Below are 15,725 nucleotides of genomic sequence, written 5' to 3' on the forward strand. Positions count from 1 at the left end.
GTCATTTTCCCGCTCGAGCCCCGTGGATCTGCATCCACTTCGAACGCGAGGTTTGCCAGCGAACCGCTGATGACGGTTTTGAGATTTTCAGGTGGGGAGACTGGCGGATCACGCCAGCGCGGCCCAATACGTTCGTAAAACAAAGCCCACGGCACGCCGTGGGCTTTATTGGCAGTCAGTCAGGCAACGCCTTACTGAGGCTTGGCTTCAGTTTTTGGTTTGCCGAAGTGCCACTCGTAAACCACAAATTTGAAGTCTTTCAAGTCGCCCTTGTCGTCGAAGCTCAGGTCGCCAGTTGGAGTCTTGAAGGTGCCTTTGTGGATGGCTTCAGCCACTTTGGCAGTGTCTTCGGACTTGGCAGCCTTGATGCCGTCGGCGATGACGGTCACAGCGGAGTAGGCCGGGAACACGAACGGACCACTTGGATCTTCTTTCTTGGCTTTGAACGCGTCAGCCAGGGCGATGTTGGCCGGATCCTGGTCGAAGGATTTCGGCAGGGTCACCAGCAGACCTTCGGAAGCGTCTTTGGCGATCTGCGAAATGGAGTCGTTACCCACGCCTTCCGGACCCATGAACTTGGCTTTCAGGCCTTTTTCACTGGCTTGACGCAGGATCAGACCCAGTTCCGGGTGGTAGCCGCCGTAGTAGACGAAGTCGACGTTGGCTTGCTTGAGCTTGGCGATCATCGACGAGAAGTCTTTGTCGCCGGCGTTGATGCCTTCGAACACGGCAACCTTGACGCCTTTGCCTTCCAGGGTTTTCTTCACGGCGCTGGCGATGCCTTCACCGTATTGCTGTTTGTCGTGCAGAACGGCAACGATTTTCGGTTTTACGAAGTCGGCAATGTAGTTACCGGCGGCAGGGCCTTGGGCGCTGTCCAGACCGATGGTGCGGAACACCATTTTGTAACCACGAGTGGTGATGTCCGGGCTGGTGGCAGCCGGGGTGATCATGATCACGCCTTCGTCTTCGTAAATGTCCGAAGCCGGTTGGGTGGAGCTGGAGCACAGGTGACCGACCACGAACTTGACGCCGTCGTTGACGACTTTGTTCGCGACCGCTACCGCTTGTTTTGGATCACAGGCGTCATCGTATTCAACGGCTTCGAGTTTCTTGCCGTCTACGCCGCCTTTGGCGTTGATCTGTTCGATGGCCATTTTTGCGCCACTGAACTGCATGTCGCCGTATTGGGCTACAGGGCCGGTTTTAGGGCCGGCGATGCCGATCTTGATGGTGTCAGCTGCGAACGAATGGCTGGCAACCCCGGCCAGAACCATAGCGGCAAACAGTTTGGAAATCTGCTTAGTAGCCTTAGTCATAGTGCTCCACTCTTACTGTTGTAGTTTTTATAGTCCTGGCGCCGTAGCAGCAGAACCGGGTCAGATATCTTCGATATCCTCCGGAAAATGCCCCCGGCAACTGTACCGGTACAGTGTAGAGCGCCAATTGTTAGCCTGGGAAGCTAGCGCCAGGGGGCAAAACCTGAGGGTGTCGCTTTATTGAAAGAAAAAGACAGAATGGCGGCGGGGGTTATAGCTGAAATATCAGCAATCCTTGGCTTTCCTGCTGTTTTCAATCGGTAACTCAATTGCATCCGGGTTTTTCTGCCAGACCACCAACGTTATGATTACGTCGATTTCTTTTCCGGACAGGACCCATGACTCAAGAACCTAGCACCCTCTATGCCAAGCTGCTTGGTGAAACCGCATCTATTACCTGGAAGGAGCTTGAGCCGTTCTTCGCCAAGGGTGCCCTATTGTGGGTCGACCCCGGTCTGGATTTGATTGCTGCGGCGGAAGCAGTAGCGACCGATGAAGGCGAGAAAGTGGCTGCCTGGCTGGCCGCCGACAAGGTCGCCAAGCTGTCTGAAACGCGGGCGCTGGATCTTTTTGAACGTGATCCGCAGCTGTGGGCAGTGGTCGTTTCACCGTGGATTCTGATCCAGGAAAGGGCGACGAGCTGAATGGATGCACTTAATTGGTGCGCGGCATTGCCGGGCAAAAGTGTGTAGCCGAGTAGCGTGATGGCATGTTGCCGTAGAGAAAGGCCACAGAAGGGTCTTGGCGAGGGTGACGTAAACGTAACGGGAACAGTTTATTGAGCAGCCTGATGGCTGCTTAATTGTTTCTGGATGTTGGGATTTGTGGTGAATCTGATGCCGCCATCGCGAGCAGGCTCGCTCCCACAATGTGATCGCATTCTTCCTGAAAGAACGCGGGCCCCTGTGGGAGCGAGCTTGCTCGCGATTGGGGCGCTGCTGATTAAGCGGTCTTGCCAGTATGGTTGTTCAGCGAAATAACCTTAGTCTTGCCAATCCGGTGACGATAAATCTCGCGCAAGTACTTGATCGCCTTCTTCACGCAATCCCGGGACAGACGAATGTCATTGATCGAGACGAACTTGTCTTTGTCGTTGATCAGTTCGCGGTACTTCTTTTCGTACATCGGTTTGATCGCGTACCAGTTGGTGTCGAGGATCTTCGCCGGGTTCTCGAACTCATTAAGCAGCTCGTCGATCCGGTCTTCGTCGAAATCTTCATTAATGATGAAGTCCAGGATCGAGTTATCCAGAGTCTCGTCAAAGCGGTACGGGTTTTTCGCGAAGCAGCGCTTGATGAAGGCTACGATCAGCGTCAGGAAGTCGTCCGACAGGCACGGGCTCTTGGCGATCAGGGTGGTCAGCGACAGGTTGGCCGAGGCGCCGATGACCAGCGCATAACGCTTGAGCGTGGTGTTCGGGAACAGGCTGTTGAGGTGAGTCTTCAACCGGTTCAGGTCCATGTAGGACAGCTTGTAGTCCTTTGGCAGCGAAACAATCGAGACCACCGACGAGCAGTTCTTGAAGAAGTGCAGGTCGTGCAAGGCGGCCGCGTCATACCCCGAGTTCTTGTACTGCTCCAGCGAGGCGCGATAGCGCTTGGATTCGATCGGCAACAGGCTGATGCCTTCGATCGCCTGGGTCACTTTGTTGAAGTGCGGCAAGTCGATGGAGCGGAAGAACAGGTCGTCGATGTTCAGGCGCTGCGGTTCTTTCTCGAACACCTTGAACTTGTCGCTGCTCGGCGGCGGGGTTTCCGGCACCACGGACTCGGCGTAGGCAATCGCTACGGGGCCGGCCAGGCTCATGAACAGGTCATTGGCGTCGAGGCGAATGGTTTCGCCAATGTCGATGCCAGCCCGACGGAAATAGTTCTGGTCGTAGTCGGTGGTCACCGCCTGCGCCGTCAGAATGTTGAAGATCTGCTGTGAGATGTACTGGTTAGCGTGCTTTTCCATCGCGTTGACGTCGATGTTCTGGATATTGCCGTCATCGCTTTCTTCGGCATAACGCATGATGTCGTTGGAGATCAGCATCATGGCGTTCCATGGGCGGATACGACCCATGACACTGGCTTCGCTGCTGTCTTCGTTGGCGAAGTTGTAGGAGAAGTCCCACTCTTCCGACAGGTATTTACACAGCAGACGACCGGCGTTGATGTGCAGCGCCTCGGACATTTCGCTGCGGTGATCGGAAATGTTCGGCAACACACAAATGCCGCTGGTGAAGATCGGCTCGAAGACGAAGGAATGACCGCTCTTGCCGTCGTGCTCGTCCATCGGTTTGGTATCGAACGTCTTGTTCATGTACGAGTGCTGCTGGGCCAGGCCGAATTCCGAGGCCATGCCCGAACCGGTACCGCCACCGGCGCTGAAAATCGAGAAGTACAGGCGCGACTGGTTGGCCTTGATCCCGCAGCTGTCGATCAGGTACGAATGAATCATCTTCCAGTCAGGGCTGGAGAAACGCTGGGTGTCCTTGTTCAGGATGATCTTGGCCAGGTACTGACCGAGGATTGGCGCGTTACCGGCGCCACCGGCGTGGACTTCCGACAAGTCCATGATCTTCATTTTGCTGTAGTCGCGCAGGAAACCGCTTTTTTCGCCCTTGCGCGAGAAGCGGATGCGACCGGCGATGTCTTTGTCCAGGTCGCCGAGCATGACCAACGGTTCTACCAGGAACACCGGTTTGGTGGCCTTGTTCGGCCCCAGGCGCAGGTTGTTGCGAATCCACTGTGCCGGGCTGTAGCCCTTTTCGGCGAAGCGTTTGTCCGGCGACAGGCGATCTTCGTTATTGAATTCGTTGAGGTAGAACTTGCGGGCGTTGTACACCAGTTCGGCGACGTCCAGCGCGATGTTCGAACCGCAGCGGCCCAGGCCGATCAAGCACACCGACGGGAATTCCTGATCGCTGTGATGTTCACTGTCGCCTTCCAGATGCGGTGGGCGCGGGAACACCATGTCGCGCAGACCGTCGAGATTATCGAGGATGCGGTCGGTATTGGTTTCGGTGAAGTACAGGTATTGCTGAGTCGCCAACGGGCGCGATGGCGTCAATGGCTTCGACGGTGCGGGGCTGTTTGCCGCGGGGCTCAACGTCAGATCGGATATCGCAGTGGCCGGATTGTTTTTAGAAGTCATTGTGCGCCATGTACCTGGGCTGGTTGGTTGGGCGACACGATGTCGTCGAACCATCACGGATGGGATCTCGCGTCTTTTTTTAGCGCGTATTTGGCCCAAGCGTCAGGGCCTTGGCCTGAGCATCACTCGGGGGAATCCTTTCCTAAGTCATGATGAATCGGCCAATATTTACCGATCTTTAATCAAAAGGAGGCCAAATGATGGCAGCGTTACCTTCACTCGGGTTTGCGGGGGTCGGCCTGATGGGCTTGCCGATGTGCCGGCGTCTGCTGGCAGCGGGTTATCCGCTGACGGTGTGGAACCGTAATCCAGCCAAGTGCGCGCCGCTGGTCGACGCCGGTGCTCGACAGGTCGCCACGCCGGCTGAGCTGTGCCAGCACGCCGACGTGGTGATGTTGTGCCTGGCGAACACGTCGGTGGTTCGTGAGGTGGTGTTTGGTGCGGCAGGGATTGCGCAAGGTGCGAAAAGCGGTCAACTGCTGGTGGATTTTTCCAGCCTGGAACCTACCGTGACGCGGGAAATGGCAACGGCGCTGGTCAGCCAAACCGGTATGAGCTGGCTGGATGCACCAGTGTCCGGCGGAGTGGTCGGGGCCGAGGCTGGCAGCCTGGCGATCATGGTGGGCGGAGAAGCGGAGGATCTTGAGCGCGTCAGGCCTGTGCTGTTGAGCCTCGGCCAGCGTGTGACTCACATGGGCGCCGTCGGAGCGGGGCAGGTAACCAAGGCCTGCAATCAGATGATCGTCGCCTGCAACGCGCTGGTTATCGCTGAAGTCGTGGCGTTGGCCGAGCGTTCCGGGGTGCAGGCCAGTCTGATCGCCGAGGCGCTGGCAGGCGGGTTTGCCGATTCAAAGCCCTTGCAGATCCTGGGTCCGCAAATGGCCGAAAGCCGTTTCGAACCGGTGAAATGGCATGTGCGCACGCTGCTCAAGGACCTCGACACCGCGGTGAAGTTTTCCCTTGAGCAAGGCTCGGCCACCCCGATCAGTGGACTGGCCGCACAACTGATGCGACTGCATGGGAGCCAGGGATTCCTGGAAAAAGATCCGTCGACGCTAGTGCAGTTGTACCGCGAGCCAGACTCAAAGGGCTGACAATGTGCGGGTGCTTGCGCTGGTTGATTTCGCTCAGCACGGGACGCAATTCCGCCAGCGGTACCGGACGACTGAGCAGGTAGCCCTGCACGAAGTCGCAGCCGTTACGCTCCAGAAACTCGTATTGCTCAAGGGTTTCGACGCCTTCGGTCACCACCTGCAAATGCAGCGTGTGGGCCATGACGATGATCGCTTGAACGATTTCCATGTCCTGGGTGGCCTTGGGAATGTCCTGGATGAACGAGCGGTCGATCTTCAGCGTGTTGAGTGGCAGCCGTTTGAGATAGGCCAGTGATGAGTAACCGGTGCCGAAGTCATCAATCGACAGCGACACGCCGAGGGCACGAATCTGGCGCAGCAACACCAGCGTATCGGCGATGTTGCCCATCAGCGCATTTTCGGTCACTTCCAGTTCCAGTCGCTGCGGCGTCACTCCGGCAACCCGCAGCGCGTGTTCGATTTCATCGGCCAATTCTTCGCGCGCCAGGTTCAGGGGCGAGCAGTTCACGGCGATGTGGAGTTCTTCGCAACCCTGACGCGACAACTCGCCAAGATCCTCACAGGCTTTGCGCAGGACCCAGTTGTCCAGTTCGGCGATCAGGCCGTTGGCCTCGGCGATGGCAATGAACCGGTCTGGTACCAGCAGTCCGTGAACCGGATGTTGCCAGCGGACCAGCGCTTCAAGTTTGCTGACGTGAGCGGTTTTCAGGTCATAGATCGGTTGGTAATAGAGCATCAGTCCGGTGTTTTCGCGCAGGGCGTGGCGCAGTTCTTCTTCCAGTTGCAGTTCCAGCGTCGCGCGGGTTTTCAGGTCTTCGCTGAAGAAATTCAGGCCATTGCGCCCGCTGTCCTTTGACTGATACAGCGCCAGGTCAGCGTTTTTCAGCAACTCTTCACAGGTCTTGCCATCTTGCGGAAACAAGCTGATGCCGATACTGGTGGTCATGACCATGCGCCGCCCGGACAGCTCGATGGGCTCCTTCATTTTCGCCATGATGCGCTGGGCCATGTGCCGCGCTTCATCACGATCATGCAGGCCGATGAGGATGCAAAACTCGTCGCCTCCGAAGCGCGCAACCACATCTTCGTGGCTGCGCACCGAGCACTTTATGTGGTCAGCCAGGACTTTGAGCAATTCGTCGCCGGCATCATGGCCGAGGCTGTCGTTGATCCGCTTGAAATGGTCGATGTCCAGGAACAGCACCGCCAGCATGCCGCCTTCGTTGGTTTTCTCCATGAGCTTCTCGGCAAAAATCTGGTTGAAGCCACGGCGGTTGATCAGGTTGGTCAGTGGGTCGTAGTGCGCCACCTGTTGTAACGACATTCTCGCCTGGTCCAGTTGACTGAGCAGGGCGTTGACCCGTTGCAGATCGTGTTCCTTGTTTTGCAGCTTCTTGTCCGCCATCGCCGCGCTGATGCTGCTGCCGATGATCAGCAGCGTCATGATCGCCACCGTCAGACCCAGTTGCAGATGATTGTTTACGCCGGGCAGCGGCTGGAGGCTGTCGGCGGGCAGCACCAGATTGAAGGCGGCCATGCCGGTGAAGTGCATGCTGATGATGCCTGCCCCGAGCACCAGACTGGCGCTGTATTTGAGCAGTTGATGGAACAGACCGGTGCCGTCGCGCAGATGACTTGATATCAGCAGGGCTGCAAGGCTGGCACCGATGGCGATCACAATGGAGAGGGCGAATAGCGTGGGTTGGTAATAGGCCATCGCACTCGAACGCATGGCGGTCATGCCCACGTAATGCATGGTGGCGATGCCCAGGCCAATGCAGATCGAAGCCTGGAGATATTGCCAAAAACTCAGGTGGGGATGACTGAGAGTATGCATGGTCAGCCACGAGGCGAGCAGGGCGATCAACAGAGAAAGGAGAGTGATGGGTAATTCATATTGAATGTCGATCGGAGCCTGAAACGCTAGCATGCCAATGAAGTGCATGGCCCAGATACCGCCCGCCAGGCAACTGGCGCCGACCCAGCGCCAGAGCCGCTGCGAGGCGGGTTTTTCCACGTGACCGACCCGTTCGGCCATGTCCAATGTGGCAAAGCTGCCGACACAGGCGACCAAATACGCCAGCAGTACCAGAAAAGGGTCATGTGTGCAGTTGAGTATTACCTGGCCGTTCGCCGTCAGCTCGGTAATGAAATTCAAACCAAGCCACTCCATAGCATGCCCCATTGTCATCCTGGCTGGCGCCATGAACGCTGGCGAATGCTTTGGAGTATAGAAGGCATGTTTAGAGTGCAAACGATAGTGGCACATCGGCCCTAACCATTTTTGAATTAGCGTTAGAGCGTTTGGAAATAAATGTTGTATCAGCTGCGACATCCTCCATGGGCGGATATCAGCTTTACAAATAATGACAGACAGCTCTGGCGCGCCTGACTAGATTGCAGGTTCCGGGCTCGGATGCGCAGGCAGTGAAGCCCCAATAACAATAAAAGAGACGGACCCATGCAGAACTCGACCCAAGCGGCGAATGCCTGGCGCATTCTGTTCCTGCTGTTCCTGGCCAACCTGTTCAACTTCTTCGACCGCACCATTCCGGCCATCATCATCGAACCGATCCGCATGGAATGGCACCTCAGTGACTTTCAGCTGGGGATCATCGGTACCGCATTCACCCTCGTTTATGCCATTGCCGGCCTGCCTCTGGGACGGATGGCCGATACCGGTTCGCGCAGTAAATTGATGGGCTGGGGCCTGGCGGCATGGAGCGGGCTGACAGCAGTCAACGGACTGGTGGGGAGTTTCTGGGCTTTCCTGATCGTGCGCATGGGCGTCGGCATCGGTGAAGCCAGTTACGCACCGGCCGCCAACTCGCTGATCGGCGACCTGTTCCCGGCCCACCGCCGGGCGCGGGCGATGGGCATTTTCATGCTCGGCCTGCCTTTGGGGTTGCTGCTGGCATTCTTCACCATCGGCGCGATGGTCAAGGCGTTCGACAGCTGGCGCGCGCCGTTCTTTATCGCGGCAGTGCCGGGGCTGATCCTTGCGATCTTCATGTTCTACATCAAAGAACCGAAACGCGGCGCCGCAGAGAGTGTGCAAGTCTCGCAGGAGCGCGTAGACCGGCCGATCCGTCGGGTGCTGGCGGTGCCGACTTTCCTGTGGCTGGTGATGGCGGGGCTGTGTTTCAACTTCGCCACGTATGCCTGCAACTCGTTTCTGGTGCCGATGCTGCAGCGCTATTTCCTGATGCCGTTACAGGAAGCGGCGGTGGCGACCGGGGTGATCGTCGGCGTGACCGGGTTGTTCGGCCTGACACTGGGCGGTTGGGTCGCGGACAAGATTCACCAGCGGGTGGCCAATGGGCGACTGCTGTTTGCCGCGTTCAGCTTGATCATCTCGACGGTGTGCACGGCTTGGGCGCTGCATTCCGGGCGGATCGAGATCGGGGTATTTGTGGCGGTGTTCAGTGTGGGCTGGTTGTTTGCCTACAACTTCTACACCTGCGTTTATACCGCCATTCAGGACGTAGTCGAGCCGCGCTTGCGGGCTACGGCCATGGCGCTGTTCTTTGCCGGATTGTATTTGCTGGGTGGTGGTTTGGGGCCGGTGGTAGTGGGCGCATTGTCCGACCACTTTGCACATACGGCGATGCTCTCGGCCGGCGCTGGACAGATGACCGAGGCGTTCAAGGCTGTCGGCTTGCATGACGCGATGTATTTGATCCCGGTGGCGCTGTTTTTCACCATGGTGTTTCTGTTCCTGGCTTCGCGTTGTTTTGTGCGCGATGCCAAGCGGATGAAGGAAGGGTTGGTGGCGGTGGTTGAGCCTGGGGTTTCTGTAGCGCCCGCGGTTTAAGATCAAAAGATCGCAGCCTTCGGCAGCTCCTACCTTGGAATGCGTACACCCGTAGGAGCTGCCGAAGGCTGCGATCTTGGCGTCATCGGTATAACCACAGACCTACAGAATGCAAAAAGGCCCGCATCACTGCGGGCCTTTTGTTTTAGCGGTGGAGCAGGAGAGTTAACCCGCCACCAACACCCGAATCGCTTCCAGTCGCAGCGCAGCCTTGTCGAGCATGGCCAGGCCTTGCTCGCGTTGCTTGCGCAGGGCCACCAGTTCGCTGTCACGCACGGTCGGGTTGACCGCTTGCAACGCGGTCAGGCGCGCCAGTTCTTCATCGGTGTCGGCGGCCAGACGACGCTGCGCCTCAGCCACGCGCTCGGCGTGACGCGGGAAGATCTTCTCTTCACCGGCGTTGATCCGTGGCGTCAGCTGATCGCGCTGGGCCTGGATGAACTTGTTGGCGCTGGCACGCGGCACGCTTTCCAGCTGATCGTTAAGGGTTTCGAACGAGACCCGGGCCGACAGGTCATTACCGTTGGCATCGAGCAGGCAGCGCAGGGCGGCCGGCGGCAAGTAACGGCCCAACTGCAGCGAGCGCGGAGCAACCACTTCGCTGACGTAGAGCAGTTCGAGCAACACGGTGCCAGGTTTCAGCGCCTTGTTCTTGATCAGCGCCACGGCGGTGTTGCCCATGGAGCCGGACAAGACCAGGTCCATGCCGCCCTGAACCATCGGGTGTTCCCAGGTAATGAACTGCATGTCTTCGCGAGACAGCGCCTGGTTGCGGTCGTAAGTGATGGTCACGCCTTCGTCGTCGCCCAGCGGGAAGCTGGCGTCGAGCATTTTTTCGCTCGGCTTGAGGATCAGCGCGTTTTCCGAGTGGTCTTCGCTGTCGATGCCGAAGGCGTCGAACAGGGTTTCCATGTAGATCGGCAGGGCGAACTGGTCGTCTTGCTCAAGGATGTCCTCGACCAGTGCATCACCTTCGCCGGCACCGCCGGAATTGAGTTCCAGCAAGCGGTCGCGGCCGGTGTGCAGCTCGGCTTCCAGGCGTTCGCGCTCGGCGCGGGCTTCGTCGATCAGCGCTTGCCACTCGCCGTCGTCGGCATTTTCCAGTAGCGGCAGCAGGCGCGGGCCGAACTGATGCTGCAGGGCGTTACCGGTCGGGCAGGTGTTGAGGAACGCGTTCAGCGCTTCGTGGTACCACTGGAACAGGCGCTCTTGCGGGCTGGTTTCCAGGTACGGCACGTGCAGTTCGATGATGTGCTTCTGGCCGATCCGGTCCAGACGACCGATACGCTGCTCCAGCAGGTCCGGGTGGGCCGGCAGATCAAACAGCACCAAGTGGTGCGAGAACTGGAAGTTACGACCTTCACTGCCGATTTCCGAGCAGATCAACACTTGCGCGCCAAATTCTTCGTCGGCGAAGTAGGCAGCGGCGCGGTCACGCTCGAGGATGTTCATGCCTTCGTGGAAGACCGTGGCCGGGATGCCGGAGCGCACGCGCAGGGCGTCTTCCAGGTCCATGGCGGTTTCGGCGTGGGCGCAGATCACCAGCACTTTGGTGCGCTTGAGCATCTTCAGCTGATCGATCAGCCACTCGACGCGCGGGTCGAATTTCCACCAGCGTTCTTCTTCGTTGGCGTCCGGCTGGGCCTGGAAGCTGACTTCCGGGTACAGCTCGGCGTGATCGCCCAACGGCAGTTCGAGGTATTCGTCCGGGCACGGCAGCGGGTACGGGTGCAGTTTGCGCTCCGGGAAACCCTGTACCGCGGCGCGGGTGTTGCGAAACAGCACGCGGCCTGTGCCGTGGCGGTCCAGCAGTTCGCGGACCAGACGGGCGCTGGCTTCGATATCGCCATCGTTGACCGCAGCCAGCAAGGCTTCGCCTTCGTTGCCGAGGAAACCGTGAATGGTCTTGTGCGCTTCAGGCGACAGGCGCCCCTTGTCCAGCAACTCCTGAACGGCTTCGGCCACCGGGCGATAGTTTTCGCTCTCGGCGCGGAAGGCGTGCAGGTCATGGAAACGGTTTGGGTCGAGCAGGCGCAGACGCGCAAAGTGGCTGTCCTGACCTAGTTGTTCCGGGGTCGCGGTCAGCAGCAGGACGCCGGGAATGACTTCGGCCAGTTGCTCGACCAGCGAGTATTCGGGGCTGGCCTTGTCTTCGTGCCACACCAGGTGGTGGGCTTCGTCGACGACCATCAGGTCCCAACCGGCGGCGAACAGTGCGTCCTGGGCCTTCTCGTCTTCCACCAGCCACTCGAGTGCAACCAGCGCGAGCTGGGTGTCTTCGAACGGGTTGGCGGCATCGCTTTCGATGAAGCGTTCTTCGTCGAACAGCGCGACTTGCAGGTTGAAGCGGCGGCGCATCTCCACCAGCCACTGGTGCTGCAGGTTCTCCGGAACCAGGATCAGCACGCGGTTGGCGCGGCCCGAGAGCAGTTGGCGATGGATCACCAGACCGGCTTCGATGGTTTTGCCCAGGCCCACTTCGTCTGCCAGCAAAACCCGCGGTGCAATGCGGTCGGCGACTTCACGGGCGATGTGCAGCTGGTGCGCGATCGGTTGCGCACGCACGCCACCGAGGCCCCAAAGCGCGGACTGCAACTGGCGGCTGGTGTGTTCCAGGGTGTTGTATCGCAGGGAGAACCAGGCAAGAGGGTCGATCTGCCCGGCGAACAAACGATCGCTGGCCAGACGGAACTGAATGAAGTTCGACAGTTGGGTTTCCGGTAGGGTAACCACTTCGTTCTGCCCGTTGAGGCCGTGGTAAACCAGCAGGCCGTCGACGTCGTCGACTTCTTGTACGGTCAGTTTCCAGCCTTCGAAGTGAGTGATCGAGTCACCCGGCGAAAACCGCACGCGGGTGAGGGGCGCATTCCGTAGCGCGTACTGGCGAGTCTCGCCAGTGGCCGGGTAGAGCACGGTCAACAAGCGGCCGTCCTGTGCCAGAACGGTGCCTAAACCCAGCTCGGCTTCGCTGTCACTGATCCAGCGTTGCCCCGGTTGATACTGCTGCGCCATGCTGCCTGACTCCCACCTTGAAAAAGCGGGCTATCTTAACGGAATCGGCCCTCCAGACCAAAAGGTTTACGGCGTAGGAACTGCCGAAGGCTGCGATCTTTTGATCTTGGGGAACGCTTGAGTTCTATGTTGTCCGATAAAGATCGCAGCCTGCGGCAGCTCCTACAAGTGCCAAACGGGTCACAGTTTGCGACCGATGGCTCAAGTCGCCATCCCCGCAGCCGACAGCCTGCTGACAGGAGACTAATAATTATGCTGCCACCGATGCTCCCCTTGAGTGCCGTGCCAATCACCTCACAGCAGGATCCGATTCGCCAGCGGCCGGATATTCCCCCCGTGGTGCCGGTGCAGGAAAGCTCCAACGAAAGCACCATCGACCTGCAACAGCGCGATCCGGAAGAGGCGGCGTTTCAGCTGCGCGAGGAACAGCGCCGCAAGCAGGAACAGCAAAGGCGCCGCCGCGAAGCCGATGAAGATCCCGAAGAGCACCTGGCGATTCCCGGTGACGAGCTCAATGCCGACAATACCGTGCCGGTGGCGCCATTGATGGAAGATCAGCCACGGCAGGGTTTGTGGGTCGATATCCAGATTTGAGCTCACGGCTGGTCAGCGCTGCCATCAGACCGCATTATTGGCACATCCTTGCCTGCAGATGCGGCAACTGAATTTCATTCCAGGCGATGCACTGAGCACCATGAGCCAAGACGACAAGCTGATCGACCTCAACGCCGAACGCGCCAAGCGGGTTCATGACCTTAATGAAAAGCGCCTGAACGAAGTGCGCCAGGCGTTCGAGCACGCCATGCCGTTGGGTAAAGCGAAGAAAAAGCCGAAGAACAAACCGAAAAAGCGTTGAAACACCCTGCATCGGTTGATGCAGGTCAGTTATTTTCCCTCCTTTACGCCCAGTCTCGGGCGACATTGATCCCGGTCAATTTTTTCTCCTGCCTGATTGGTTAACTTAGCCCCATCGCAACAAGGCAAGTGCAGGAGGCCAGTCATGTTTTTCGACAACGTGGTGATCGCCGGAGTGCTGACAGTCGGCCTCATGGTTCTGTTTTTTGCAGGGTTTGGATTTTTTATCTGGAAGGATTCGCATAAGCGCAAACCGTAGGTCTTTCTGGAAGCAATGAGCACGCAAGGCATTTTGGGCAACTTCGGTTGCCCTTTTTTTTGTGTCTGAAAATCTTTGCATGATCGTTCCCACGCGTGGGAACGATCTATACCGAAATGCGGGCAATAAAAAGGCGCGAACCTCACGGGACGCGCCTTTTTTAGCAGCGATGTATCAGCTGCCCAGTGCCTTCGACGCCAGCCAGAACAGGCCGGCCGACAGGCTCACTGTGGCTGGCAGGGTCAGGACCCAGGCCAGCAGGATGGTTCTGACGGTGCCGCCTTGCAGGCCGCTTTTGTTGGCGACCATGGTGCCGGCCACACCCGAGGACAGGACGTGGGTGGTGGACACCGGCAGGCTGAAGATGTTGGCCATGCCGATCAGGCTTGCGGTAGTGATCTGAGCCGACATGCCTTGGGAGTAAGTCATGCCCTGCTTGCCGATCTTCTCGCCGATGGTCAGTACCACGCGTTTCCAGCCGACCATGGTACCCAGGCCGAGGGCCAGGGCGACCGCCAGGATCACCCAGAACGGGGCGTATTCGGTGGTGGTGGTCAAGTCTTTGCGCAGCTTGTTCAGGTCAGCCTTTTCACGGGGCGCGAGGCCTGGCAGCTTGCCGACTTTCTTCGCCGTGTCGTCCAGGCAGAGCAGGTAGCGACGCACTTCGATGCGGCTTTCCGACGGCAGCGAGTGGTAGTCGGCTACACCTTTAAGGGTGCCGAGCAGGGCGGTAATGGTCGGTTCGGTCTGTTGCGGGTTGCAACGGAATTTCTCCGGCAGATCACCTCCCACGCTTTTGCCCAGGGCCAGGTATTCACCCAGCGTATCGGCATTGCGCTTGTAGAACTGGCTCAGGTGCAGGGTCGCGTCGCGAGTCCGTTCGATCTGGTAAGTCGTGCTGCCCAGGTCGAGAACGAACTGCGCCGGTACGATACCGATCAGCACCAGCATGATCAGGCCGATACCTTTCTGGCCATCGTTGGAGCCGTGCACGAAGCTCACGGCCATGGCTGAAATGACCAGCACCAGGCGGTTCCAGAACGGCGGGTGTTTCTTGTCGTCGATCTTGCGGCGCTGTTCCGGTGTCTTGTGCATCTTCGACAGTGGACGCCACCATTTAAGGCCGATCAATATCAGAGCGGCGACCAGGAAGCCCGCCATTGGCGAGAACACCAGGGACGCACCGATATCAATTGCCTTCTGCCAGTTCACGCCATCAGCCAACGGAATGTCGTTGATCAAGGCGTTGGCAAGGCCGACACCGAGGATCGACCCGATCAGCGTATGGGAGCTGGAAGCCGGGATACCGAAGTACCAGGTGCCCAGGTTCCAGGTGATAGCGGCGGCGAGCAGCGAGAACACCATGGCCAGCCCGTGACCGGTGTTCACATTGATCAGCAGCTCTACCGGCAGCAGGTGGACGATGGCATACGCCACGCCGACACCGCCCAGCAGCACGCCGAGAAAGTTGAACACACCGGAAAAAAACACCGCCAGATGGGGCGGCATGGCTTTGGTGTAGATAACAGTGGCCACCGCGTTAGCGGTGTCATGAAAGCCGTTGATGAACTCGAAGGCGAGGACAAAGGCCAGGGCGAGCAAGAGGCTCACAAGCACCCAAGCATCTAGTCCGCTGAATAAATCGATCATGAAGGTTTTCTGACCCGGTCGTAAGGGGGCGCGATTATGCCAGAAAAGACTGCTAATCGATGCACTAGGTGCTCATCGGTAACATTCTTCAACGAATTAATTTGTGGCAGCAGCCCAAGCCCCAGGTTTTTACTGGGTTTTCCAAGTCATTGAATTTCTTTGAAAAGGCCGCAGCCACAAGGCGTCCTCTCGTAGGAGCAAGAGGTTTTAACGCTTGTGTGGAATATCTGAAAAGAGGGCCAGACATGCGCCATTTGCCTCATCCCGTGGCTGAGGTGGCCGCTGCCCGCTCGTAGCGGGCGCGAAAGGCATCATCGATACATCCCGTTTTTAACGGGTGCAGACGCAGACCCTTGAAAGGATTCAGGCGAGGGCTTATGGTTCTTCGGCTTTGAGTTCCTTTTCCATTTTCTGCAATTCTTGAGTGAAAGCCTGATCCTGAACGGTGGCGCGTTTACGCCAGGGTTTGCGTTCCGGTTCGGGCTGAGCGGCGTAGGTGGTGACTTCCCCGCCGTAAACTTCCTTGTAACGTTGTTCCTGGCGCTCAAGTTCCGCGCGCAGTTCGTCTTTCGTCACAGTGCTAC

The 15,725-nt window shown here is 58.3% G+C and carries 12 protein-coding genes; 6 read left to right on the top strand and 6 right to left on the bottom strand.

The features are described from left to right. Positions 1–191: 191 nt before the first annotated feature. The gene (locus WLY71_RS05705; protein WP_347802820.1) at positions 192–1,319 is read right to left on the bottom strand and encodes a branched-chain amino acid ABC transporter substrate-binding protein; all 1,128 of its coding nucleotides are present in this window, start codon (positions 1,317–1,319) and stop codon (positions 192–194) included. A 338-nt stretch (positions 1,320–1,657) separates the two neighbouring features. Here WLY71_RS05705 and WLY71_RS05710 point away from each other — a divergent pair, with 338 nt between their 5' ends. Further along, positions 1,658–1,963 carry a DUF2288 domain-containing protein gene (locus WLY71_RS05710; RefSeq protein ID WP_046056389.1) on the top strand — a complete coding sequence of 102 codons (306 nt, stop codon included), beginning with the start codon at positions 1,658–1,660 and terminating at the stop codon, positions 1,961–1,963. Between the two features lie 298 nt (positions 1,964–2,261). On the opposite strand, the gene WLY71_RS05715 is transcribed toward WLY71_RS05710, so the two are convergent. After that, positions 2,262–4,457, bottom strand: coding sequence for a hypothetical protein (locus tag WLY71_RS05715; protein ID WP_347802821.1), 2,196 nt, complete (start codon positions 4,455–4,457; stop codon positions 2,262–2,264). A gap of 197 nt (positions 4,458–4,654) precedes the next feature. Between WLY71_RS05715 and WLY71_RS05720 the strand changes: the two genes are divergently transcribed. Beyond that, positions 4,655–5,551: an NAD(P)-dependent oxidoreductase gene (locus tag WLY71_RS05720; RefSeq protein WP_347802822.1), complete on the top strand. Its 897-nt coding sequence runs from the start codon at positions 4,655–4,657 to the stop codon at positions 5,549–5,551. On the opposite strand, the gene WLY71_RS05725 is transcribed toward WLY71_RS05720, so the two are convergent. Next, positions 5,442–7,724: a putative bifunctional diguanylate cyclase/phosphodiesterase gene (locus WLY71_RS05725; RefSeq protein ID WP_347802823.1), complete on the bottom strand. Its 2,283-nt coding sequence runs from the start codon at positions 7,722–7,724 to the stop codon at positions 5,442–5,444. The genes WLY71_RS05720 and WLY71_RS05725 overlap by 110 nt on opposite strands. A gap of 288 nt (positions 7,725–8,012) precedes the next feature. Between WLY71_RS05725 and WLY71_RS05730 the strand changes: the two genes are divergently transcribed. Further along, positions 8,013–9,365 (top strand): spinster family MFS transporter, encoded by a 1,353-nt coding sequence (locus WLY71_RS05730; RefSeq protein ID WP_347802824.1) that lies wholly within the window; start codon positions 8,013–8,015, stop codon positions 9,363–9,365. A 165-nt stretch (positions 9,366–9,530) separates the two neighbouring features. Here WLY71_RS05730 and rapA read toward each other — a convergent pair whose 3' ends face one another. Then, positions 9,531–12,377: an RNA polymerase-associated protein RapA gene (rapA, locus tag WLY71_RS05735; protein WP_347802825.1), complete on the bottom strand. Its 2,847-nt coding sequence runs from the start codon at positions 12,375–12,377 to the stop codon at positions 9,531–9,533. A gap of 252 nt (positions 12,378–12,629) precedes the next feature. Here rapA and WLY71_RS05740 point away from each other — a divergent pair, with 252 nt between their 5' ends. From WLY71_RS05740 to ccoM, 3 genes are all read left to right on the top strand, one after another. Beyond that, positions 12,630–12,971 (top strand): aspartate-semialdehyde dehydrogenase, encoded by a 342-nt coding sequence (locus WLY71_RS05740; RefSeq protein WP_095128015.1) that lies wholly within the window; start codon positions 12,630–12,632, stop codon positions 12,969–12,971. Between the two features lie 100 nt (positions 12,972–13,071). Beyond that, a complete protein-coding gene (locus WLY71_RS05745; protein ID WP_095128014.1) occupies positions 13,072–13,233 on the top strand; it encodes a hypothetical protein in 162 nt (53 codons plus the stop codon). A gap of 144 nt (positions 13,234–13,377) precedes the next feature. After that, positions 13,378–13,491 carry a cytochrome c oxidase subunit CcoM gene (ccoM, locus tag WLY71_RS05750; RefSeq protein WP_010462558.1) on the top strand — a complete coding sequence of 38 codons (114 nt, stop codon included), beginning with the start codon at positions 13,378–13,380 and terminating at the stop codon, positions 13,489–13,491. Between the two features lie 174 nt (positions 13,492–13,665). On the opposite strand, the gene WLY71_RS05755 is transcribed toward ccoM, so the two are convergent. Continuing rightward, positions 13,666–15,141 (bottom strand): inorganic phosphate transporter, encoded by a 1,476-nt coding sequence (locus WLY71_RS05755; RefSeq protein WP_347802826.1) that lies wholly within the window; start codon positions 15,139–15,141, stop codon positions 13,666–13,668. Positions 15,142–15,516: 375 nt separating this feature from the next. Then, on the bottom strand, positions 15,517–15,717 hold the full coding sequence (locus WLY71_RS05760) for a hypothetical protein (protein ID WP_007935837.1): 201 nt from the start codon (positions 15,715–15,717) through the stop codon (positions 15,517–15,519). Between the last annotated feature and the right edge of the window lie 8 nt (positions 15,718–15,725).

It is taken from the genome of Pseudomonas rossensis (genome assembly GCF_039888995.1).
GTDB classification, from domain to species: Bacteria; Pseudomonadota; Gammaproteobacteria; order Pseudomonadales; family Pseudomonadaceae; genus Aquipseudomonas; species Aquipseudomonas rossensis.

Coding starts and splice junctions, on each gene's coding strand:
- WLY71_RS05705 (WP_347802820.1), bottom strand. CDS start 1,319: ATGACTAAGGCTACTAAGCAGATTTCCAAACTGTTTGCCGCTATGGTT.
- WLY71_RS05710 (WP_046056389.1), top strand. CDS start 1,658: ATGACTCAAGAACCTAGCACCCTCTATGCCAAGCTGCTTGGTGAAACC.
- WLY71_RS05715 (WP_347802821.1), bottom strand. CDS start 4,457: ATGACTTCTAAAAACAATCCGGCCACTGCGATATCCGATCTGACGTTG.
- WLY71_RS05720 (WP_347802822.1), top strand. CDS start 4,655: ATGATGGCAGCGTTACCTTCACTCGGGTTTGCGGGGGTCGGCCTGATG.
- WLY71_RS05725 (WP_347802823.1), bottom strand. CDS start 7,724: ATGGAGTGGCTTGGTTTGAATTTCATTACCGAGCTGACGGCGAACGGC.
- WLY71_RS05730 (WP_347802824.1), top strand. CDS start 8,013: ATGCAGAACTCGACCCAAGCGGCGAATGCCTGGCGCATTCTGTTCCTG.
- rapA (WP_347802825.1), bottom strand. CDS start 12,377: ATGGCGCAGCAGTATCAACCGGGGCAACGCTGGATCAGTGACAGCGAA.
- WLY71_RS05740 (WP_095128015.1), top strand. CDS start 12,630: ATGCTGCCACCGATGCTCCCCTTGAGTGCCGTGCCAATCACCTCACAG.
- WLY71_RS05745 (WP_095128014.1), top strand. CDS start 13,072: ATGAGCCAAGACGACAAGCTGATCGACCTCAACGCCGAACGCGCCAAG.
- ccoM (WP_010462558.1), top strand. CDS start 13,378: ATGTTTTTCGACAACGTGGTGATCGCCGGAGTGCTGACAGTCGGCCTC.
- WLY71_RS05755 (WP_347802826.1), bottom strand. CDS start 15,141: ATGATCGATTTATTCAGCGGACTAGATGCTTGGGTGCTTGTGAGCCTC.